Source organism: Pseudomonas sp. PL-6 (genome assembly GCF_054110165.1).
Window position 1 is genome coordinate 5,035,676 of sequence record NZ_CM134189.1, and the last position, 22,148, is coordinate 5,057,823.

Genomic DNA, 22,148 nt, shown 5'->3' on the forward strand with positions numbered 1-22,148 from the left:
TCAAGGAGTGATCATGTCCCTGGCCCTCGTCCACAGCCGCGCCCAGGTCGGCGTCGAAGCGCCCACCGTCACCGTCGAGGCGCACCTGGCCAACGGCCTGCCATCCCTGACCCTGGTCGGCCTGCCGGAGACCGCGGTCAAGGAAAGCAAGGACCGCGTGCGCAGCGCCATTCTCAACGCCGCCTTCGAATTTCCCAGCAAACGCATCACCCTCAATCTGGCCCCCGCCGATTTGCCGAAGGACGGCGGTCGCTTCGACCTGGCCATCGCCCTGGGCATTCTCGCCGCCAGCGGTCAGGTACCGGCCCCATCTCTCGATGCATACGAGTGCCTGGGCGAACTGGCGCTGTCCGGCGCCGTGCGCCCGGTGCAGGGCGTGTTGCCGGCGGCGCTGGCCGCCCGCGAAGCCGGACGCACCTTGCTGGTGCCGGCGGCCAATGCCGAAGAGGCCAGCCTCGCCTCCGGGCTCAGGGTGATCGCCGTCGACCACCTGCTGCAGATCGCCGCGCACCTCAACGGCACGGCCCCCATCGAACCCTATGCCGCCCAGGGCCTGCTCCGGCAGAGCCTGCCCTACCCCGACCTGGCCGAAGTGCAGGGCCAATTGGCGGCCAAGCGCGCCCTGCTGGTGGCGGCCGCCGGCTCGCACAACCTGCTGCTCAGCGGCCCGCCCGGCACCGGCAAGACCCTGCTCGCCAGCCGCCTGCCAGGCCTGCTGCCGCCGCTGGACGAAAGCGAGGCGCTGCAGGTGGCGGCGATCCACTCGGTGGCCAGTCATACGCCGTTGCAGCACTGGCCGCAGCGCCCCTTTCGCACCCCGCACCATAGTGCCTCGGGGCCGGCGCTGGTCGGCGGTGGCAGTCGTCCGCAGCCCGGCGAGATCACCCTGGCGCATCAGGGCGTGCTGTTCCTCGACGAGCTGCCGGAGTTCGACAGGAAGGTCCTGGAGGTGCTGCGCGAACCGCTGGAGAGCGGCCATATCGTCATCGCCCGGGCGCGCGACAAGGTGCGTTTCCCGGCGCGTTTCCAGCTGGTGGCGGCGATGAATCCCTGCCCCTGCGGCTACCTCGGCGATGCGAGCAACCGCTGCCGCTGCACCCCGGAGCAGATCCAGCGCTACCGCGCCAAGTTGTCCGGGCCGCTGCTCGACCGCATCGACCTGCACCTGACCGTGGCGCGCGAAAGCACGGCGCTGGAGGTCCCGGCACAGGATGGCGAAAGCACCGCTGAGGCCGCGGCCAAGGTCGCCGCCGCGCGTCAGCGCCAGCTGCGGCGCCAGGGCGTGGCCAACGCCCTTCTCGACCTGCCCGGGCTGCGTCGGCACTGCGCCCTGAGCGAAACGGATCGCCACTGGCTGGAGAATGCCTGCGAGCGCCTCGGCCTGTCGCTGCGCGCCGCGCACCGGGTACTCAAGGTGGCACGCACCCTGGCCGACCTGGCGGACGAAGAGCGGATCGCCCGCGGCCACCTGGCCGAGGCGCTGCAGTATCGACCGGGGATGGGCTGAGACACCGTCGCTACAACCGCTCCACCTCGGGCAGGCGCATCGCCGCCACCTCCGCCAGCAGGTAGTCGCGCAGTCGTTGCAGGCGCGCCTGGGCGCGGTGCGCCTTGGGCCACACCAGGTAGTAGCTGGAGCCGCTGTAGACCGCCTGGCGCCAGGGCAGGCCGAGGCGGCCGGCATTCACGTCCTCGGCCATCAGCAGCAGATCGCCGATGGACACCCCATAGCCGCGCGCCGCCGCGACTATGCCCAGTTCGAGCATGTCGAACAGCTGGCCGCTCTTCAGCGGAATCCGCTCGGCCAGCCCGGTGACCTGCAGCCATTGCCGCCAGTCGCGCCGGTCCGGGGTCGGGTGCAATTGTTCGGCAGCCTGCAGCCGCGCCAGCGGCCAGGGGCCGCCGGCGACATCGGCGGCGGCACAGACCGGGATCAGCCATTCCTCGAACAGCAGCACGCTGTCCCACTCCTCCGGGAACTGGCCGTCGGCCAGCAGCACCGCGCAGTCGAAGGGCTCGTGGCGAAAATCCACCTTGTCCACGTCCATCCAGGCGCTGGTCAGCTGCACCTCGCTGTCCGGGTAGGCCAGGCGAAAGTGCGACAGGCGCGCCAGCAGCCAGCGCATGGTCAGGGTCGAGGGCGCCTTCAGGCGCAGCACGCTGTCGTCGGCACGCAGCGCGGAGCAGGCCCGCTCCAGCGCATCGAAGCCGTCGCGCAGGCCGGGCAGCAGGGCGCGCGCCGGGTCGGTCAGCTGCAGGCTGCGACCACGGCGCTCGAACAGGCGGCAGGCGAAATGTTCCTCGAGGGTACGGATATGCCGGCTCACCGCACTCTGGGTAATGGCCAGTTCCTCGGCGGCGCGGGTAAAGGAGGCATGCCGCGCCGCCGCCTCGAAGGCGCGCAGGGCGTAGAGCGGCGGCAGACGCCGGTTCATCGCGTCAAACCATGATTTTTAATCATGCCTGGCATGGCTATTTTCCTTTTGTGGGCAACTCGCTCAACCCAGAGAATAACTGTCATTGCTTATCCTCAGACAGTCTGGGGAGGCCTATCCTGCCGAAGTTTTACTCATCATGAAGAATGCCCTTGGCCACGAGCTGGGCGCGCTGCTGCGCCTGGCCGGCCCACTGATCTCCGCCCAGCTGGCCCACGCGCTGATGATCTTCACCGACACGCTGATGATGGCGATGCTCGGCCCGCAGCAACTGGCCGGCGGCGCGCTGGGCGCTACCTGCTATTTCATCTTCTCGATCTTCTGCACCGGGGTGATCGCCGCGGTGGGCAGCCTGGTCGCCATCCGCCACGGCGCCGGCGACCCGAGCGGCGTCGCCCGCCTGCTGCACAACGGCCTGTGGCTGGCCCTGCTGCTGGGCATGGTCAGCGCGCTGTGCCTCAACGGCCTGGGCCCGCTGCTGCCGCACCTGGGCCAGGCGCCTGACGCCGCGGGCCTGGCCATGGAGTTTCTGCGCCCGTTGTCGCTGGCCCTGCCCGGCTACCTGTGCTTCATGGCCTTGCGCGGTTTCACCAGTGCCATCGGCCATCCCGGCCCGGTGATGGCCATCAGCATCGTCGGCACGGCGGCCAACTTCGTCATCAACTATGCGCTGATCCAGGGCTGGTTCGGCCTGCCCAGCCTGGGCCTGGGCGGTATCGGCATGACCACCGCGCTGGTCAGCAGCGGCATGGCCCTGGCGTTGGCGCTGTATATCCTGCTCGCGCCCCACTACCGCCTGTACAAGCTGCGCAGCGGCCTGGGCCGTCCGCAGCGCGCGGAGATGCGCGCCCTGTTGCGCCTGGGCCTGCCCATCGGCGGCACCTACGCCGCCGAGCAGGGGCTGTTCACCTTCGCCACCCTGTGCATGGGCGCTTTGGGCAGCGTGCAGCTGGCGGCGCACCAGATCGCCATGCAGACGGTGGCCCTGGCCTTTATCGTGCCGCAGGGGCTGTCCTACGCGGTGACCTTCCGCGTCGGCCTGCATTACGGTGCCGGGCGCCTGCCGCTGTCGCGCCTCAGCGGCCATCTGGGCATGGCCCTGGGGGCGGCGTTGATGCTGCTGTTCGCCCTGCTGTTCTGGCTGCTGCCGGAATGGATCATCGGCCTGTTCCTCGACCGCCACGATCCGGCCTTCGCCGAGATCGTCACCCTGGCGGTGAGCCTGCTGGCGATTGCCGCCTGGTTCGAACTGTTCGATGGCCTGCAGAGCATCGCCATGGGCGCGATCCGCGGGTTGAACGACGGCCGCACCACCTTGCTGATCGGCCTGAGTGGCTACTGGTGCGTCGGTGCGCCGCTGGCCTGGCTGCTGGCCTTCGTGCTCGGCTGGGGCGCCGTCGGCGTCTGGTGGGGGCTGGCGGCCGGCCTGGCGGTGACGGCGAGCGGCCTGGTGCTGGGCTTTCAGTGGAAGACGGCACGCTTGCAGCAGGCGGACCGGGTAACAGGCGAAGCCTGCCTGTCGTAATGGCGCAGCCTGCGCGTTAGGAAGGCGTTACCGACAACAGCGGCTGGCGCTGGCCGAACACCAGAAAGCGCGCCAGCTCGGCCAGCGGCACGGCCTTGCTGATCAGGTAGCCCTGCACCTGGTCGCAGCCGAACTGGCGCAGCATGTCCAGCTGTTCGATGTTCTCCACCCCTTCGGCGACCACCTCGAGGTTGAGGTTGTGCGCCAGGTTGATCATCGCCCGCACCAGCTGGCGATTCTCGGCGCGCTCGCCCATGCCGCCGACGAAGCTCTTGTCGATCTTCAGCAGGGTGATCGGCAGGTTGTTGAGGTGAACGAAGGAGGAGAAGCCGGTACCGAAATCGTCCAGCGAGAAGCGCACGCCGAGCCGCCCCAGGGCCAGCATGGTCTGCTGCACCTGGTCGCTGCGGCGCATCACCGCGGTCTCGGTCAGCTCGAACTCCAGCCACTGCGCGTCCACCCCGCGCTCCTCGATCAGCCGGCTGAGGGTCGGCAGCAGCTGACTGTCCTGGAACTGGCGGAACGACAGGTTGATCGCCATGTGCAGCGCCGGCAGGCCGCGCCCGCGCAGCCACTGCATGTCGCGCAGGGCGCGGGAGATCACCCAGTAGCCGAGCGGCACGATCAGCCCGGTTTCCTCGGCCAGCGGCACGAACTCGTTGGGCGCCAGCAGGCCGCGCTCGCCGTGCTGCCAGCGCACCAGCGCCTCCAGGCCGACGATGCGCCCGCTCTGCAGGCACAGCCGCGGCTGGTAGTGCAGCTCCAGCTCGTCGCGGCGCAGGGCGCGGCGCAGCTCGCCTTCCAGATCGGCCTGGCTGCGCGCGCTGCGGTTGATGCGCTCGTCGTAGACGTGGAACACGCAGCCCTGCTGACTCTTGGCCTGCTGCATGGCGATGTGCGCGTGCCACAGCAGCGGGTCGGCGCCCTCTCCGGCGCGGGCATGGGCCAGGCCCAGGCTGCAGCCGATCAGCAGGCTCTCGCCGTCGACCCAGTAGGGTTCGGCCAGCACCTCGGTGATGCGTTCGGCCAGGCGCTCGGCGCGCTGCGGGTCGCGGCGGGTGTCGAGGAGCAGGGCGAACTCGTCGCTGCCCAGGCGCGCGAGCTGGTCGCAGGGCTGCAGCAGGCTCTTCAGGCGCGCCACCACCTGCAGGATCAGGCGGTCGCCGGCCTGGTAGCCGAGGGCGTCGTTGGCGTGGCGGAAGTTGTCCAGGTCGAGATGACCGAGCACCAGGCCGCGTCCGCCACACTCGGCCAGGCGCGCGGCGAGCAGGGTCTGGAAGCCCTGGCGGTTGGCGATGCCGGTCAGCGGGTCCTGCTCGGCCAGGCGCTGCAGGGTCTGCTTGAGGTTGCCCTGTTCGCGCACGTAGCGCAGGCAGCGGCGCAGCACGTCGACACTGAAGGCGCCGGCCACCAGCCAGTCGCAGACCCCGACGGGCTCCTCGGCCGGCTCGGCCTCCAGCAGCAGCACGAGCGGCACGCTGCAACTGTCGGCGGGCGGCCGGCAGTCGGGGGTGCAGAACACCAGGCCCTGGCCGCCGTCCTCGAACAGGTTGCTGGCCGCCGCCCAGGACGGCGCGGTGATCAGCCCCGGGACGGTGCCCAGGGCGTCGATGGCCCGGCGCAGACGCGCCGACCACTCACCTGAGGCGGTCAGCAGCAACAGTCGCATGGGCTCGACGGAATCGGACACTGGGCTTCCCCGGACAGTGGCGTGCCGCCGGCGGCGGTCACTGCCGCGCCAGATCCCGGCGCTGATTGTCTCGACGCATCCCGCGCCGATGTGCGGTCAAGACACCGACACTGTGCCGACAAGCTAACCAAGTACGCGCCCGCTCACCAGCGTCTCACGCGGAACTGTGAGTGAGTTCAGATTCTGGCGCTGGAGTGCGCGCTAGAGCCCGTGCTGGGGCTCAGGCGGAAATCGACTGAGGACGGCTGGCGCGGGCGATGCGAGCGAGCAGGAACTGCCGCAGCTCGGCCAGCGGCAGCGCCTTGCTGATCAGGTAGCCCTGGCCCTGGTCGCAGCCGAACTGGCGCAACAGCTCCAGTTCGGCCTCGGTCTCCACGCCCTCGGCGACCACTTCCAGGCCCAGGTTGCGTGCCAGGTTGATCATGGCGTTGACCAGCCGGCACTGCTCGCCGCGTACGGCCATGCCGGAAACGAAGCTCTTGTCCAGCTTGAGCAGGGTGATCGGCAGGCTGGCCAGGTGGACGAAGGAGGAGAAGCCGGTGCCGAAGTCGTCGAGGGAGAAACGCACGCCAAGCTCGCCCAGCGTGCGCATGGTGTCCAGCACGTAGTCGCTGCGGCGCATCACCGCGGTCTCGGTCAGCTCGAACTCGAGCCAGCCGCCATCCACCCCGCAGCGCTCGATCAGTCGCTGCACCGTGGGCAGCAGCTGGCTGTCCTGGAACTGGCTGAACGACAGGTTGACCGCCATGTGCACCGGCAGGCGCTCCTGCATCAGCCACTCCAGATCGCGCAGGGCCCGCGCCACCACCCAGTAGCCGAGCGGAATGATCAGGCCGCTCTGCTCCGCCAGGGGAATGAAGTGCTGCGGGTAGAGCAGGCCGCGACTCGGGTGGCGCCAGCGCACCAGCGCCTCGAGGCCGACGATGGCGCCACTGGCCAGGTTCATCCGCGGCTGATAATGCAGCTCCAGCTCGTCGCGGCGCAGCGCCTGGCGCAACTCCGCCTCGAGGTCGGCGATATTGCGCGCGTCGCTCGAGGTGCGTTCGTCGTACAGGTGGTAGGTGCAGCCCTCGCGCCCCTTGGCCTGCTGCATGGCCATGTGCGCGTGCCACAGCAGCGGGTCGGCGTCCTCGCCTGCACGGCAGTAGGCCAGGCCCAGGCTGCAGCCCAGGGTCAGGCTCTCGCCGTTGATCCAGTAGGGCTCGGCCAGCGACTCCATCAGCGCCTGGGCCATGGGTTCGACGCGCTTGGCCGAGCGGCTAACGTCCAGCAGCAGAGCGAATTCGTCGCTGCCCACCCGCGCCAGGCCGTCACCGGGCTCGAGCAGCAACTTGATGCGCTCGGTGACCTGCTGGATCAGCTGGTCGCCGGCCTGGTGACCGAGGCTATCGTTGGCATGGCTGAAGTTGTCCAGATCCAGATAGCCGAGCAACAGGCCGCGGCCACGGTTGTACTGCAGACGTTTGCGCAGCAGGCTCTGGAAACCCTGGCGATTGGCGATGCCGGTGAGCGGATCGCGCTCGGCCAGGGTTTGCAGAGCCTGACGCTGTCGGCTGTACTCCAGACAGCGGCGCAACACCTCGCCGGTCAGGCTGTCGCGGGCCAGCCAGTCCTGGGCGTCACGCGGCGCCTCGAGCGGCGGGCGGTCGAGCAGCAGGATGGGGGGGAGCGGGCAATGCTCGGCGGCGGGCTGGCACTGCGGCGTGCAGAACAGCAGATCCGGCAGGTGCTGGCGGTACAGGCGCTCGGCGTCGTGCCAACTGCTGGCGGCGAACAACCAGACCGGCTCGGGCAACTCGCCCAGCAAGGCATCGAGCAGAGCGACCCAATGGTCGTCCGTCGTCAGCACCAGCAGCCGCCTGAACTCGCTTTGGCAGGACACGATACCTCCGCAGCACGCTTTTAATAAACCACTTTAACTTATAGCCGCATTTCGCTAATTAGGCGCAAGAATCTACTCACCTATTTGCAACGCTGCAAGGCCGCTCGGCGGCGCCGCGGTCAAGCCGGGTGCATCCTGCTAGAATCGCCGGCCATTCATCCGCTGCCCCGTACCCCCATGTCCCGACTGAACCCCCGGCAACAAGAGGCCGTGAACTACGTCGGCGGCCCGCTTCTGGTGCTCGCCGGTGCCGGTTCCGGCAAGACCAGCGTGATCACGCGCAAGATCGCCCACCTGGTGCAGAACTGCGGCATCCAGGCCCGTCATATCGTCGCCATGACCTTCACCAACAAGGCCGCGCGCGAGATGAAGGAGCGCGTCGGCAGCCTGCTCAAGGGCGCCGAGGCGCGCGGCCTGACCGTGTCCACCTTCCACAACCTGGGCATGAACATCATCCGCAAGGAATATGCGCGCCTGGGCTACAAGCCCGGCTTCTCGATCTTCGACGACGGCGACATCAAGGCGCTGCTGTCGGACATCATGCAGAAGGAGTACGCCGGCGACGACGGCGCCGACGAGGTGAAGAACCTCATCGACAGCTGGAAGAACGACCTGATCCTGCCCGACGAAGCGCTGGCCAAGGCGCGCGGGCCCAAGGAGCAGACCGCCGCCATCGTCTACCTGCACTACCAGCGCACGCTCAAGGCGTACAACGCGGTGGACTTCAACGACCTGATCCTGCTGCCGGTCAAGCTCTTTCAGGAGCACGCCGACATCCTGGAAAAATGGCAGAACCGCATCCGCTACCTGCTGGTCGACGAATACCAGGACACCAACGCCAGCCAGTACCTGCTGGTCAAGCTGCTGGTGGGCATGCGCAACCAGTTCACCGTGGTCGGCGACGACGACCAGTCGATCTACGCCTGGCGCGGCGCGCGCCCGGAAAACCTGATGCTGCTGAAAGAGGACTACCCCTCGCTGAAGGTGGTGATGCTGGAGCAGAACTACCGCTCCACCAGCCGCATCCTCAAGTGCGCCAACATCCTCATCGCCAACAACCCGCACGTGTTCGAGAAGCAGCTGTGGTCGGAGATGGGCGTGGGCGACGAGATCCGCGTGATCCGCACACGCAACGAGGACGCCGAGTGCGAGCGGGTGGCGCTGGAGATCCTCACCGAACACCTGCGCACCCAGCGCCCCTACAGCGACTTCGCCATCCTCTACCGCGGCAACTACCAGGCCAAGCTGATGGAGCTGAAGCTGCAGCACCACCAGATTCCCTATCGCCTGTCCGGCGGCACCAGCTTCTTCGCCCGCCAGGAGGTGAAGGACCTGATGAGCTACTTCCGCCTGCTGGTCAACCCGGACGACGACAACGCCTTCCTGCGGGTGATCAACGTGCCGCGCCGCGAGATCGGCTCGACCACCCTGGAAAAGCTCGGCAACTACGCCAGCCAGCGCGGCATCAGCATGTACGCCGCCGCCGACGAGATCGGCCTGGGCGAACAGCTCGACAGCCGCTACACCGAGCGCCTGGCACGCTTCAAGCGCTGGATGGACGGCGTGCGCCAGCAGTGCGCGCAGAACGACCCGATCGCCGCGATCCGCAGCATGGTGATGGACATCGACTACGAGAACTGGCTGCGGCAGAACGCCTCCAGCGACAAGGTGGCCGACGCGCGCATGGGCAACGTCTGGTTTCTCGTCGATGCGCTGAAGAACACCCTGGAGCGCGACGAAGACGGCGACATGACCATCGAGGACGCCATCGGCAAGCTGGTGCTGCGCGACATGCTCGAGCGCCAGCAGGAAGAGGAGGAAGGCGCCGAGGGCGTGCAGATGATGACCATGCACGCCTCCAAGGGCCTGGAATTCCCCTCGGTGTACATCATCGGCTTCGAGGAGGAGATCCTCCCGCACCGCTCCAGCATCGAGGCCGACACCATCGAGGAGGAGCGGCGCCTGGCCTACGTCGGCATCACCCGCGCCAAGCGCAACCTGGCGCTGACCTTCGCCGCCAAGCGCAAGCAGTACGGCGAGGTGATCGACTGCTCGCCGAGTCGTTTCCTCGACGAACTGCCGCCCGAGGATCTGGTCTGGGAAGGCCAGGAGGAGGCGCCGGTGGAGGTCAAGACCGCGCGCGGCAACGACGCGCTAGCCAATATGCGCGCGCTGCTTAGAAAATGACCGGCGCGCGGCGACGGCCCGCAAGGTCATCAAATAGAGTTACTTCGTAGCCCGGATGCAATCCGGGGAAACCGTCCCGGATTGCATCCGGGCTACGTTCAGCATGAGGACAACCGCGTGGAAGCGCTAAAACAGAAGATTCGCGAAGAAGGCATCGTACTGTCCGAGCAGGTGCTCAAGGTCGACGCCTTTCTCAACCACCAGATCGACCCGGCACTGATGCAGCAGATCGGCCACGAGTTCGCCCAGCGCTTCGCCGGCCAGGGCATCAGCAAGATCGTCACCATCGAGGCCTCCGGCATCGCCCCGGCGATCATGGCCGGCCTGGAGCTGGGCATTCCGGTGATCTTCGCGCGCAAGTTCCAGTCGCTGACGCTCAAGGACGACCTGCTGATCTCCAAGGTGTTCTCCTTCACCAAGCAGACCGAGAGCACCATCGCCATCTCCTCGCGCCACCTGACCGCCGCCGACACCGTGCTGGTGATCGACGACTTCCTCGCCAACGGCCACGCCGCCAAGGCGCTGATCGACCTGATCCAGCAGGCTGGCGCGCGGATCGCCGGCATCGGCATCGTCATCGAGAAGTCGTTCCAGGAAGGCCGCACGCTGCTGGAGAGCGAGGGCTACCGGGTCGAGTCGCTGGCGCGCGTCGCCGCCCTGGAAAACGGCCAGGTACGCTTTCTCGACTAAACCATTGGGGTGCGCACCCGGCAACCGAGCGCCAGCGGTGCGCACGGCGTAGCCTGCGGACATAAAAAAACCGCCTGCAAGAGGCGGTTTTTTATCGAGCGCCGGGTCTTACAGACCGGACATCTTCTTGATCGCGTCGCGCAGCTCGTCGTCGGAGCAGTCGGCGCAGGTGCCTTTCGGCGGCATGGCGTTGATGCCGGAGATGGCCTTGGCCAGGATGCCGTCGAGGCCGCCCTGGTGGTCGGCGCGCTCTTTCCAGGCGGCGGTGTCGCCGATCTTCGGCGCGCCCAGCACGCCGGCGCCATGGCAGGCGTTGCAATGCTTGGCGATGATGTCGTCGGTGCTGCGCGCGCCGCCGGCGGCCACGGCAACGGCGCTGACGCCCTTGCATTCTTCGCCCATGATGCACACTTCGCCGACCGGCTTGAGGCGTTCGGCGATGGCTTCATCGGTCGTGGCCTGAGCAGTCACTGCCCACAGGGCCAATACGGCAGCCGGTGCCACCAGCATTTTCTTCATCAGATTCACGGTACACCCTCTTCGTGGCTAGTCACGCCCGCGGCCACGGTTTCGCGAGCGGGCGACAGTATAACGGCAAGCCGCCCGGGCCGAAACAACCCAGATTGTCGCAGGGTTATTGATCAGAAATTCGCCGGTGTGGTGGCGCTGATCAGCCGCGCCGGCGCGTCGAAGGGGTTGCGGAAGCGGTGCGGCTTGCTGCTCTCGAAGTAGTAGCTGTCGCCGGGCTCGAGGATGAACACCTCGCTGCCCACGGTCAGTTCCAGCCTGCCTTCCACCAGCATGCCGGCCTCCTCGCCCTCGTGGGCGTACATCTCGTCGCCGGTGTCGGCGCCGACCGGGTAGGTCTCGTCGAGGAAGGCGATGGCACGGCTCGGATGGGCCTTGCCGATCAGCTTCATGGTGATGGCGCCGCTGCAGATATCGGTCAGTTCGGAGGCCCGGTAGACCACCTGGGCCTGGTTCTCCTGCTCCAGGTCGAGGGAGAAGAACTCCACCAGCGACATGGGGATGCCGCCGAGCACTTTCTTCAGCGAGCTGATCGAAGGGCTCACGCTGTTCTTCTCGATCATCGAGATGGTGCTGTTGGTGACCCCCGCACGCTTGGCGAGTTCACGTTGGGAAAGGCCTTTGAGCTTACGAATCGATTGCAGTCGAACGCCGACGTCCAATGCTGGTGTCCCCCCTGGGGCAGATGCGGAAAAAGTGTCCGTATCATGGCACAGCGTTCGGAATTTACAACACTGGCGTTCGCGCTCGCCTACACCGCCCCCGTTAGAGCCTATGCAAAGGCTCGCGAGCTAGAGCCATGCAAGGCAAAAACAGGCGAGGAAGCGGAGTTTACGAGTTGTAAATGAGCATTCCGAGCCTGTTTTTAACGCAGCAGGGCCGACGCGCAGCAGCCTTTGAACAGGCTCTCAGCCGCCGAGATAAAGCAGCGGCGCCCGACGCAGGTTGCAGAACAGCTGGTAGGGAATGCTGCCGGCGGCCAGGGCCACGTCGCTGGCCAGCACCTGCTTGCCCCACAGCTCCACGCGGCTGCCGAGGCCGGCTTGCGGCAGGTCGGTGAGATCGACGGTGAGCATGTCCATCGACACCCGGCCGATCAGCCGGGTCAGCTGGCCGTCCACCGCCACCGGCGTGCCGGTCGGCGCGTGGCGCGGATAGCCGTCGGCATAGCCCATGGCGACCACGCCGACGCGGGTCGGTCGCTCGCTGACGAAGCGCGCGCCGTAGCCCACCGGCTCGCCGGCCGGCAGTTCGCGCAGGCTGATGATCTTCGACTCCAGGGTCATCACCGGCTTGAGCCGCGCCGCCTGCTCCTGGGCCTGCTCGAAGGGGGTGGCGCCATACAGCATGATGCCGGGACGCACCCAGTCGCTTGGCACCTGTGGCCAACCGAGCACGGCCGGCGAGTTGCGCAGGCTGACCTCGGCGGCCAGGCCCTCGCGGGCCTGCTGGAACAGCGCCAGCTGTTCGGCGGTGCGCGGGCTGTCGGGCTCGTCGGCACGGGCGAAGTGGCTCATCAGCACGATCTTGCTCACCTTGCCGCTGGCCAGCAGCCGGCGGTAGGCCGCCTGGTAGTCGGCCGGGTGCAGGCCGACGCGGTGCATGCCCGAGTCCAGCTTGAGCCAGACATTCAATGGTGTGCCCAGACTCGCCTGCTCGATGGCCTCGACCTGCCACAGCGCGTGGACCACGCACCACAGCTGGTGCTGCTCGATCAGCGCCAGCTCGGCCGCCTCGAAGAAGCCTTCCAGCAGCAGGATCGGCGCGCGGATGCCGGCCTCGCGCAGGGCCAGCGCCTCCTCGATGCAGGCCACGGCGAAGCCGTCGGCCTCGCGCTCCAGGGCCTGGGCGCAGCGCACCGCGCCGTGCCCGTAGGCATCGGCCTTGACCACGGCGAGGGCGCGGGCGCCGCTCAGTTCGCGGGCCAGTTGGTAATTGTGACGCAGGGCGTCGAGGTCGATCAGGGCACGGGCGGGACGCATGGTTCGCAGTCTCTCGATGCTTCGCCGAGGCGAGGTGTTTGGCGCAGCCCGGATGCCATCCGGGCTACGCGCTACCAGTCAAAAAAAGCCCGGCGGGACAGCCGGGCGAAAAGCCAACACAAAAAATTCCGGGAGAAATTTTTGACGTCGCTCCACGACGGTCCGGAGGGTGGCCGCCTTAGAGGGCCGCCACCACCATCATCTCCACCAGCACCTCGGGCTTGTACATCTTCGCCTCGACGCAGGCGCGCGCCGGCGCGGCACCCTCGGCGACCCAGGCGTCGTACTCGGCGTTGAGGCCGTCGTAGTGGGCGTCCATGTCCTTGAGGTAGATGGTCACGGAGAGAATCTTGCTCTTGTCGCTGCCGGCCTCGGCCAGCATGCGATCGATATTGGCCAGGGTCTCGCGGGTCTGCTGGCGGATGTCGCCGCTGTAATCGTCGGCCAGCTGGCCGGCGAGGTAGACGGTGCCGTTGTGGATCACCACTTCGCTGTAGCGTTTTTCCACATGCAGGCGCTGGATCGACATAGGGGTAAAGCTCCTTGGATTACGGGACGCGCAGGCTATCAGGTGCGCAGCGGCTGCGGCGCGGCCTCGAGCTCGCGGGCCTTGCCCGAGTAACGCGAGATATCCAGGCCTTCGGCGCTGATCTGCGGGCGCTTGTTGCCGATCAGATCCGCCAGCAGGCGACCGGAGCCGCAGGCCATGGTCCAGCCCAGGGTGCCGTGGCCGGTATTGAGGAACAGGTTGCGGTAGGCGCTGGCGCCGACGATCGGCGTGCCGTCCGGGGTGGCCGGGCGCAGGCCGGTCCAGAACTCGGCCTGCTTGAGGTCGCCGCCCTCGGGATAGAGGTCGGCGGTGATCATTTCCAGGGTGGCGCGACGCTTGGGGTTGAGGCTCAGGTCGAACCCGGCGATCTCGGCCATGCCGCCGACGCGGATGCGGCCGTCGAAACGGGTGATCGCCACCTTGTAGGTCTCGTCGAGGATGGTCGAGGTCGGCGCCATCTCGGCGTTGGTGATCGGCACGGTCAGCGAGTAGCCCTTGAGCGGGTAGACCGGCGCGCGCACGCCCAGCGGCTTGAGCAGCTGCGGGCTGTAGCTGCCCAGCGCCAGGACATAACGGTCGGCGGTTTCCAGCTTGCCGTCGATCCACACGCCGTTGATGCGGTCGCCGACGGCGTCCAGGCGCTGGATGTTCTGCCCGAAGCGGAATTCCACCCCCAGCTTGATGCACATTTCGGCCAGCTTGGTGGTGAACATCTGGCAGTCGCCGGTCTGGTCGTTGGGCAGGCGCAGGGCGCCGGCCAGCTTGTGCTTGACCCCGGCCAGGGCCGGTTCGACGCGGGCGATGGCGTCGCGGTCGAGCAGCTCGAAGGGCACGCCGGAGGCTTCCAGCACGGCGATGTCCTTGGCCGCGGCATCGACCTGGGCCTGGGTGCGGAACAGCTGGGTGGTGCCGAGCTGGCGACCTTCGTAGGCGATGCCGGTCTCGGCGCGCAGCTCGTCGAGGCAGTCGCGGCTGTACTCGGACAGGCGCACCATGCGCTCCTTGTTCACCGCATAGCGGCTGGCGGTGCAGTTGCGCAGCATCTGCGCCATCCACAGGTACTGGTCGATATCGCCGGTGGCCTTGATCGCCAGCGGGGCGTGCTTCTGCAGCAGCCACTTGATGGCCTTGAGCGGGATGCCCGGGGCGGCCCAGGGCGAGGCGTAGCCGGGGGAGACCTGGCCGGCGTTGGCGAAGCTGGTTTCCAGGGCCGGGCCGTTCTGGCGGTCGACCACCACCACCTCGAAGCCCTGACGGGCCAGGTAGTACGCACTGGCGGTACCGATCACACCACTGCCGAGAACCAGAACACGCATGCTTTTCTCCCCGCCGCGCCAGGGCACGGACGTCCAAGACCAGAGTTGTCGTTGGGGCGCAGTATAGGGAGAGCCGTGCAGTGCTTTTCACCATATACACAGCTATATTTGGCGAGAATTCTTGGCAAAAATCGCTTTTACAGAGGCGGATTCCCCATGAGAACCCAGCATCAGAGTCGTCGCGAACTGGACAAGATCGACCGCAACATCCTCCGCATCCTGCAGGAGGACGGGCGCATCAGCTTCACCGAACTGGGCGAGCGGGTGGGCCTGTCCACCACCCCCTGCACCGAGCGGGTACGCCGCCTGGAGCGCGAGGGGATCATCATGGGCTACCACGCCCGGCTCAATCCGCAGCACCTCAAGGCCAACCTGCTGGTGTTCGTCGAGATCAGCCTGGACTACAAGTCCGGCGACACCTTCGAGGAATTCCGCCGCGCCGTGCTCAAGCTGCCGCACGTGCTCGAATGCCACCTGGTGTCCGGCGACTTCGATTACCTGGTCAAGGCGCGGATCAACGAGATGGCCAGCTACCGCAAGCTGCTCGGCGACATCCTCCTCAAGCTGCCGCACGTGCGCGAGTCGAAGAGCTATATCGTCATGGAAGAGGTGAAGGAGTCGCTGGCGCTGCCGGTGCCGGAATAAGGCGGTTAACAAGCTGCAAGCGACAAGCCCCAAGTTGAAAAGCGAGTTGGATGGAAAACCGCGAAGCGTTTTCCACCATGGCCGTGCAACACCTTAGAGCCCCTATTGGTGGATAAGCTTCGCGTTATCCACCCTACTAGCTGGTACAAAGGCCCCGTAGGGTGGGCTTTAGCCCACCAACGGCGGTCAGCGTGGGCTAAAGCCCACCCTACAAGAGCCTCTGGCGGGTCGTGGCGATCAGGTGGTGCACCTGGCTCTACACCAGCCGCTGGCGAGTGCTGGCGATCAGCCGGTGCACCTGGCGCTCCACCGCCGGCTCGATCGGCTGCTCGGGGCCGCGACCGTGCGGGCAGGGCAGGTTCGGCGTGGTGCCGAACAGCCGGCAGATCAGCGGGCGTTGCTCGTAGACCTGGCAGCCCTGCGGCCCCAGATGCACGCAGTTGTAGGCGGCCAGCGCCGCGTCGTGTTCGGCCTCGCTCTTCACCGGCAGCCGCGCCAGTTCCTCCGAGGAGGCGGTGACCGGCCCGCAGCAGTCGTGGCAGCCGGGCACGCAGGCGAAGCGCGGGATCTGCCGGCGCAGGTGGTCGATCTTGCGGTCGGTGCAGCTCATGCTCGGGCATCCGGAAAACGATGCCGGCAGTGTACTGCGCCGCGCGGGCCGGTGCTGCAGGAGCGGCTGCAGCCGCGAATCGGCGCGTCATGGTCGCGGCTAAGGCCGCTCCTGCATTGATTTTTCCGGCGGCCCCCTTGGCGTCATGCAGATTCCGCGCTTATGCTGCGTTGAATTTTCCACACACAAAAATCAGGATTTCACACATGAACGCCCGCGTTCACCAGCCGGTTCACGGCCCCCAGCACGCCGCCTCCTACTACGCCGCCAGCGTCAATCGCCAGCTCGCCTACCCGCCTTTGGGCGGCGAGCTGCAGGTGGACGTGTGCATAGTCGGCGGCGGCTATTCCGGCCTGAACACCGCCATCGAGCTGGCGCGCAAGGGCCTGACGGTGGCGCTGCTGGAGGCGCGCAAGATCGGCTGGGGCGCCAGCGGGCGCAACGGCGGCCAGCTGATCCGCGGCGTCGGCCACGGCGTCGAGCAGTTCGCGAACGTGATCGGCCAGGATGGGGTGCGTGAGCTCAAGCTGATGGGCCTGGAGGCGGTGGAGCTGGTGCGCCGGCGCGTCGAAGAGTTCCAGATCGACTGCGACCTGACCTGGGGCTACTGCGACCTGGCCAACAAGCCCGAGCACCTGGCCGGTTTCGCCGAGGACAAGGCCGAGCTGGAGAGCCTCGGCTACCGCCACCAGCTGCGCCTGCTGCAGCCGGAGCAGATGCACGAGGTGGTCGGCTCCGACAACTATGTCGGCGGCATGATCGACATGGGCTCGGGTCACCTGCACCCGCTCAACCTGGCCCTGGGCGAAGCGGCGGCGGCCGCGAGCCTGGGCGTGCAGCTGTTCGAGGACTCGCCGGTGACGCGCATCGACTACGGCCGCGAGCTGCGCGTGCACACCGCCCGCGGCCAGGTGCGCGCCAAGTACCTGGTGCTGGCCTGCAACGCCTATATCAACGGCCTGGAGCCGACCCTGAGCGGCAAGGTCCTGCCGGCCGGCAGCTACGTGATCGCCACCGAGCCGCTGTCCGAGGCCCAGGCGCGTTCGATCATCCCGCAGAACATGGCGCTGTGCGACCAGCGCGTGGCGCTGGACTACTACCGCCTCTCGGCCGACCGGCGCCTGCTGTTCGGCGGTGCCTGCCACTATTCCGGGCGCGATCCGGCGGACATCGCCGCCTATATGCGGCCGAAGATGCTCAAGGTGTTCCCACAGCTGGCCGGCGTGCGCATCGACTACCAGTGGGGCGGCATGATCGGCATCGGCGCCAACCGCCTGCCGCAGATCGGCCGGCTCAAGGATCAGGCCAACGTGTTCCACGCCCAGGCCTATGCCGGCCACGGGGTCAACGCCACCCACCTGGCCGGCAAGCTGCTCGCCGAGGCCATCGCCGGCCAGGAGAGCCGCGGCTTCGAGCTGTTCGCCAAGGTGCCGCACATGACCTTCCCCGGCGGCAAGTACCTGCGCTCGCCGCTGCTGGCCCTCGGCATGGCCTGGCATCGGTTGAAGGAATTGCTGTAGGTCGGCGCCTGGCCCGGATGCCATCCGGGACGGCCGAGGATGTCCCCGGATTGCAGCCGGGCTACAGGGGCGCGCTGGAAGCGCCGGCTGGCCGGCGTAGGATGCGCCGGACGGCGATCCGCTTTAGCCCAGGCCAACCACCGCTGGTGGGCTAAAGCCCACCCTACGGCCTCTGCCCAGCAACACTTAACGCAGATATAGCCTCAGGGAGGGGCCAACGAGTTTTGTGCTCATTGCCCACCCTCTGCCCCATCCCCTCTCCCGTCAATGGGAGAGGGGGTGACGAGGCCGATTCTTCTGTGCACGACATTAGGCCCGGCTCGCCCCAGCTAGGCCGCCAGCTCGGCGGCGCGCTGGCTGTAGCGCCGGGCCACGCCGTTGTGCGGCTTGGCCTGCAGGCGTTCGGCCGCCAGCGCCCGGCCCAGGGCCAGCTGGCCGCCGCGCAGGGCCGCTTCCAGCAGGGTCAGGTCGAGCAGGTCACGCTGCGCGTGGCTGCCGCCGAAACGCTGGGCGATGGAGCGGATCGGCCGCAGCAGCTCGACGCACCGGTGGTACTCGCCCTGGCCGAACGCCTGCAGCGCCAGGCACAGCGGCTGACCGACCTCGGCGGTGAAACGCCGGTTGTCGGCGTCGCCCTGCAGGGCCCGGTGCTGTGCGGCGAGCAGCGCCGCGGCGGCCTCGTCGCGGCCGGCACCGACGAAGGCCATCATCGCGTGGGCATCGTTGAAGGCGTACTGGCCGGCCGTGGCCAGCGGCGCCCAGCCGTCGGCCACCGCCTGCCATCGCGAGCCCAGCTCGACGCCCTGCAGGTGCAGGCGCCAGAGCAGCGCGGCGGCGTCCACCAGATCCAGCACCAGGCTCGAACGGGCGCCGAAGATCGGCCCGTCGAACAGCGCCAGCGCCTCGTCGACCTCGCCCAGATCCAGGTAGTAGAGCGCCAGGTGCCACCAGTTGTGGCCCTGGAAGAAACTGTCGCCGGTCCAGTGCTGCTGGTTGCCGCGCATCCAGGCGATGCCCTCGCGCTGGCGGTTCTGCATCTCCAGCACATGGGCCACGGCGTGCTGCGCCCAGCCGTCGCGCGGCTGCAGCTCCACCGCGCTGCGCCCGGTGGCCTCGGCCGCGGCGTAGTCGCCGTTTTCCTCCAGGCCGAAGGCGTACATGCCGAGCAGCGCGTGGTAGCCGGGCATGCCCATCCGCCAGTGCGGCAGGGCGCGGGCAATGCGGTCGCGCAGCATGCGCGAGTGGCCGCTGAAGAAGTCCACCTGGTGCCCGGCCTGCAGGGCCAGGATGTCCTGCGCCGCCTCGATGGCGACGTCTTCGAGGATCAGCCCGGCGCGGCTCCAGTGGCCGTCGAGCAGCGCCGCGATGGCGGCCAGGTGGCCGCGCTCGCGGGCATCGGCCGGCAGGCCCTGGGCCTGCTGCAGGCACTGCCGCGCCACCGCCAGGCCCTCGGGCTCGGTGCCCAGCAGGTGCAGGTAGGCACGCAGGACATGGGCCATGACGAAGTCCGGACGCAGCGCCAGGGCCGCCTCGACCGCGGCGAGCGGATCGCCGGCATAGCACTGGAACTGGGCCAGCCCCCTTTCGTAGTGTTCCAGGCTGTGCGGGTCGGCGCCGCTCAGGCTCAGGCCCAGGTTGTCGCGCAGGCTGTTCATGGCTGTCCTCTGCTGGTTGTGTACCGGTCATCGCGGACGCCGCCGACTGCCGGGCTGCGGCTTCACACCGGTGCTACGGTAAGAGGGACCGGGAGGGACGGATATAGCCCGGCCGCCGTCATTCTTGATCCAGCCGCCGCCCGGAGGATCAATGGACGCACTCTCTCACGTGCTCGCCGCCGTCCACCTGTCGGCCGGGGCCTTTCTGCACGCCGAATTCAGCGCGCCCTGGTGCATCCGCGCCCAGGTCAACGCCGAGGACTGCCGCCTGGCCGGCACCCAGCCGGCGCACCTGATGGCCTATCACTACGTGCTCGACGGACGGTTGCTGCTGGGGATAGACGACGCCCCGCTGCTGCCGCTGGAAGCCGGCGAGATCGTCCTGCTGCCGCGCAACGACCCGCACCTGCTAGCCAGTGCCAGCGGGCTGCCGGCGCGGGTGATCGACCACCTGATCCAGTCGCCTGCTCAGGGCAGCGGTCTGGCCAGCCTGCGTCACGGCGGCGGCGGCGCCAGAACCCACCTGATCTGCGGCTTTCTCGGCTGCGCGGTGCCGGACAACCCGCTGGTGCAGACCCTGCCCAGCGTGCTCAAGCTGCAGGTCGGCAACAGCCCCGGCGGCGCCTGGATCGAGCAGGCCTTCCGCCTCGCCGCGGTGGAAAGCGCCGGTCAGCGCCAGGGCGCCGGCACGGCACTGAACAAGCTGGCCGAGCTGCTGTTTATCGAGGCGGTGCGGCGTTACCTGGAAGCGCTACCGAGCGACCGCCACGGCTGGCTCGCCGGCCTGTGCGACCCGCAGGTGGGCAAGGCCCTGGCGCTGCTGCACCGGCAACCGGCCGAACACTGGACCACCGAGGCCCTGGCCCGCGCCGTGGGCCTGTCGCGCTCGGCCTTCGCCGAACGCTTCAGCCGCCTGATCGGCCAGCCGCCGATCCGCTACCTGGCGCACTGGCGCCTGCAACTGGCCGCCGCCCAGCTGCGCGAAGGGCGCAGCCTGGCGCAGATCGCCTACGACATCGGCTACGGTTCGGAGGCCGCGCTCAACCGCGCCTTCCGCCAGCACTATGGGCAGCCGCCCGGCAGCTGGCGCAAGGAGCACGCCGCGGCCTGAGGCGCTACAGCCGCCAGAACGGCAGGCGCGCCTCGCGCTCGGCCTCGGCGCGGCTCAGGCCGATATCGGCGAGCTGGCGCTCGTTCAGCCGCAGCAGGGCGCGGCGGGTGTGCAGGCGGCGCCAGAACGCCGGCCAGTCGCGGCCGAAATGACGCAGCGCGCCCGTCGCCTGTGGCGGCGCAGCCCGCCGCGCCCTGTCGAAACCTATCTCGCTGAAGCCGTTCATCGCCTTCTCCTGCAGCCAGTGCTCATGGGAACTCAGGATGACCCGGGGAGAAAAGCCATGACAGATTCAATAAAACCTTATTTACTCCATACAGTTTTCGCCGAATCCCGGCTGAATCGGAATTTTCGCCGGCATCTGTACCGGTCGCTGCATTCCTGAACGAGGCAACTGTCATGACCCTCTACCTCAATCTGGCCGAACTGCTCGGCGCGCGCATCGAGCAGGGCCTGTACCGTCCCGGCGACCGCCTGCCCTCGGTACGCAGCCTCAGCCAGGAGCACGGCGTCAGCCTGAGCACTGTGCAGCAGGCCTACCGCCATCTGGAGGATCAGGGCCTGGCCACGCCGCGGCCGAAGTCCGGCTACTTCGTCCCGGCCGAGCGCCAGGTGCCGGCGCTGCCGCAGGTCAGCCGGGCGGCGCAGCGGCCGGTGGAGGTGTCGCAGTGGGATCACGTGCTGGCGCTGATCAGCAGCTCGCCGCAACGCGAGCTGCTGCAGCTCGGCCGCGGCCGCCCGGATATCGGCAGCCCGACGCTCAAGCCGCTGCTGCGTATGCTGGCGCGCCAGGCACGGCGCCAGGACCCGGAGGTGCTGACCTACGGCTGCATCCGCGGCGAGCTGCGCCTGCGCGAGCAGATCGCGCGGCTGCTGCTCGATTCCGGCTGCCGCATCCCCGCCGAGGACCTGGTGATAACCACCGGCTGCCACGAGGCGCTGTCGGCGGCGATCCGTGCCATCTGCCAGCCCGGCGACATAGTCGCGGTGGACTCGCCGAGCTTCCACGGGGTGATGCAGGCGCTCAAGGGCTTCGGCATGAAGGCCCTGGAGCTGCCCACCGACCCGCTCACCGGGATCAACCTCGAGGCCCTGGAGATGGCCCTGGAGCAGTGGCCGATCAAGGCCATCCAGCTGACCCCGAACTGCAACAACCCGCTCGGCTACATCATGCCCGAGGCGAACAAGCGCGCCCTGCTGCAGTTGGCGCAGCGCCACGACGTGGCGATCATCGAGGACGACGTGTACGGCGAGCTGGCCTATGCCTACCCGCGCCCGCGCACCATCAAGTCCTACGACGAGGACGGCCGCGTGCTGCTCTGCAGTTCCTTCTCCAAGACCCTGGCGCCGGGCCTGCGGGTCGGCTGGATCGCCCCCGGGCGCTACCTGGAGCAGGTGCTGCACATGAAGTACCTGGGCACCGGCAGCACCGCCCAGCTGCCGCAGCTGGCGCTGGCCGAGTTCCTCGAGGCTGGCCACTACGAGCCGCACCTGCGGCGCATGCGCGCCCAGTACCTGCGCAGCCGCGACCTGATGGTGGACTGGGTGTGCCGCTACTTTCCGGCAGGCACCCGCGCCAGCCGGCCGCAGGGCAGCTTCATGCTGTGGGTGGAGATGCCCAGCGGCTTCGACAGCCAGCGGCTCAACCGCGCGCTGCTGCCGCACAAGATCCAGGTGGCGCCGGGCAGCATCTTTTCCGCCGCCGGCAAGTACCGCAACTGCATCCGCCTGAACTACGCCGAGCCGCCCAGCGCGGCCATCGAGGCGGCCGTGCGCCAGGTCGGCGCGACCATCGCCGAGCTGCTCGCCGAAGCCCCCTGAC

The 22,148-nt window shown here is 68.2% G+C and carries 19 protein-coding genes; 8 read left to right on the forward strand and 11 right to left on the reverse strand.

Going from position 1 to position 22,148, the window contains the following annotated elements:
* Positions 1-13: 13 nt before the first annotated feature.
* The gene (locus ACW9UL_RS22210) at positions 14-1,507 is read left to right on the forward strand and encodes a YifB family Mg chelatase-like AAA ATPase (protein ID WP_457788306.1); all 1,494 of its coding nucleotides are present in this window, start codon (positions 14-16) and stop codon (positions 1,505-1,507) included.
* Positions 1,508-1,517: 10 nt separating this feature from the next.
* Here the strand turns inward: ACW9UL_RS22210 and ACW9UL_RS22215 are convergent, their stop codons facing one another.
* Positions 1,518-2,435, reverse strand: a complete 918-nt coding sequence (locus ACW9UL_RS22215; protein ID WP_457788307.1) for a LysR substrate-binding domain-containing protein — start codon at positions 2,433-2,435, stop codon at positions 1,518-1,520.
* 139 nt (positions 2,436-2,574) lie between these two features.
* Between ACW9UL_RS22215 and ACW9UL_RS22220 the strand changes: the two genes are divergently transcribed.
* Positions 2,575-3,960 (forward strand): NorM family multidrug efflux MATE transporter, encoded by a 1,386-nt coding sequence (locus ACW9UL_RS22220; protein WP_457788308.1) that lies wholly within the window; start codon positions 2,575-2,577, stop codon positions 3,958-3,960.
* A 16-nt stretch (positions 3,961-3,976) separates the two neighbouring features.
* On the opposite strand, the gene ACW9UL_RS22225 is transcribed toward ACW9UL_RS22220, so the two are convergent.
* Complete coding sequence (locus ACW9UL_RS22225) at positions 3,977-5,650, reverse strand: putative bifunctional diguanylate cyclase/phosphodiesterase (protein ID WP_457788309.1); 1,674 nt, start codon at positions 5,648-5,650, stop codon at positions 3,977-3,979.
* 220 nt (positions 5,651-5,870) lie between these two features.
* A complete protein-coding gene (locus tag ACW9UL_RS22230; protein ID WP_457788310.1) occupies positions 5,871-7,532 on the reverse strand; it encodes a putative bifunctional diguanylate cyclase/phosphodiesterase in 1,662 nt (553 codons plus the stop codon).
* Positions 7,533-7,709: 177 nt separating this feature from the next.
* Between ACW9UL_RS22230 and rep the strand changes: the two genes are divergently transcribed.
* Entirely contained in the window at positions 7,710-9,719 is a 2,010-nt protein-coding gene (gene rep / locus ACW9UL_RS22235) for a DNA helicase Rep (RefSeq protein ID WP_457788311.1), read from the forward strand.
* A gap of 117 nt (positions 9,720-9,836) precedes the next feature.
* Positions 9,837-10,409, forward strand: a complete 573-nt coding sequence (locus ACW9UL_RS22240; RefSeq protein ID WP_021445826.1) for a xanthine phosphoribosyltransferase — start codon at positions 9,837-9,839, stop codon at positions 10,407-10,409.
* Between the two features lie 108 nt (positions 10,410-10,517).
* Here the strand turns inward: ACW9UL_RS22240 and ACW9UL_RS22245 are convergent, their stop codons facing one another.
* The 5 genes from ACW9UL_RS22245 to dadA form a co-directional block, all read right to left on the reverse strand.
* Positions 10,518-10,937, reverse strand: a complete 420-nt coding sequence (locus ACW9UL_RS22245) for a c-type cytochrome (protein ID WP_457788312.1) — start codon at positions 10,935-10,937, stop codon at positions 10,518-10,520.
* 113 nt (positions 10,938-11,050) lie between these two features.
* Entirely contained in the window at positions 11,051-11,599 is a 549-nt protein-coding gene (gene relB / locus ACW9UL_RS22250; protein WP_457788313.1) for a type II toxin-antitoxin system RelB family anti-toxin, read from the reverse strand.
* 246 nt (positions 11,600-11,845) lie between these two features.
* The gene (gene alr, locus ACW9UL_RS22255) at positions 11,846-12,919 is read right to left on the reverse strand and encodes an alanine racemase (RefSeq protein WP_457788314.1); all 1,074 of its coding nucleotides are present in this window, start codon (positions 12,917-12,919) and stop codon (positions 11,846-11,848) included.
* A 178-nt stretch (positions 12,920-13,097) separates the two neighbouring features.
* Positions 13,098-13,448 (reverse strand): RidA family protein, encoded by a 351-nt coding sequence (locus ACW9UL_RS22260; protein ID WP_011920546.1) that lies wholly within the window; start codon positions 13,446-13,448, stop codon positions 13,098-13,100.
* Positions 13,449-13,486: 38 nt separating this feature from the next.
* Positions 13,487-14,785, reverse strand: a complete 1,299-nt coding sequence (gene dadA / locus ACW9UL_RS22265) for a D-amino acid dehydrogenase (RefSeq protein WP_122109459.1) — start codon at positions 14,783-14,785, stop codon at positions 13,487-13,489.
* A 156-nt stretch (positions 14,786-14,941) separates the two neighbouring features.
* Here dadA and dadR point away from each other — a divergent pair, with 156 nt between their 5' ends.
* Entirely contained in the window at positions 14,942-15,430 is a 489-nt protein-coding gene (gene dadR / locus ACW9UL_RS22270; RefSeq protein WP_013713454.1) for a transcriptional regulator DadR, read from the forward strand.
* A 256-nt stretch (positions 15,431-15,686) separates the two neighbouring features.
* Here the strand turns inward: dadR and ACW9UL_RS22275 are convergent, their stop codons facing one another.
* The gene (locus tag ACW9UL_RS22275; RefSeq protein WP_122109460.1) at positions 15,687-16,040 is read right to left on the reverse strand and encodes a YkgJ family cysteine cluster protein; all 354 of its coding nucleotides are present in this window, start codon (positions 16,038-16,040) and stop codon (positions 15,687-15,689) included.
* 206 nt (positions 16,041-16,246) lie between these two features.
* Between ACW9UL_RS22275 and ACW9UL_RS22280 the strand changes: the two genes are divergently transcribed.
* Positions 16,247-17,560, forward strand: coding sequence for an NAD(P)/FAD-dependent oxidoreductase (locus ACW9UL_RS22280; protein ID WP_457788315.1), 1,314 nt, complete (start codon positions 16,247-16,249; stop codon positions 17,558-17,560).
* A 329-nt stretch (positions 17,561-17,889) separates the two neighbouring features.
* On the opposite strand, the gene ACW9UL_RS22285 is transcribed toward ACW9UL_RS22280, so the two are convergent.
* Positions 17,890-19,215, reverse strand: a complete 1,326-nt coding sequence (locus tag ACW9UL_RS22285; RefSeq protein ID WP_457788316.1) for a tetratricopeptide repeat protein — start codon at positions 19,213-19,215, stop codon at positions 17,890-17,892.
* Positions 19,216-19,366: 151 nt separating this feature from the next.
* Here ACW9UL_RS22285 and ACW9UL_RS22290 point away from each other — a divergent pair, with 151 nt between their 5' ends.
* Positions 19,367-20,326: an AraC family transcriptional regulator gene (locus ACW9UL_RS22290; protein ID WP_021445351.1), complete on the forward strand. Its 960-nt coding sequence runs from the start codon at positions 19,367-19,369 to the stop codon at positions 20,324-20,326.
* Between the two features lie 4 nt (positions 20,327-20,330).
* On the opposite strand, the gene ACW9UL_RS22295 is transcribed toward ACW9UL_RS22290, so the two are convergent.
* Complete coding sequence (locus ACW9UL_RS22295; protein ID WP_457788317.1) at positions 20,331-20,552, reverse strand: DUF1127 domain-containing protein; 222 nt, start codon at positions 20,550-20,552, stop codon at positions 20,331-20,333.
* A gap of 173 nt (positions 20,553-20,725) precedes the next feature.
* On the opposite strand from ACW9UL_RS22295, the gene ACW9UL_RS22300 reads away from it, so the two are divergent.
* Positions 20,726-22,147, forward strand: coding sequence for an aminotransferase-like domain-containing protein (locus tag ACW9UL_RS22300; RefSeq protein WP_397497526.1), 1,422 nt, complete (start codon positions 20,726-20,728; stop codon positions 22,145-22,147).
* Position 22,148 lies beyond the last annotated feature (1 nt).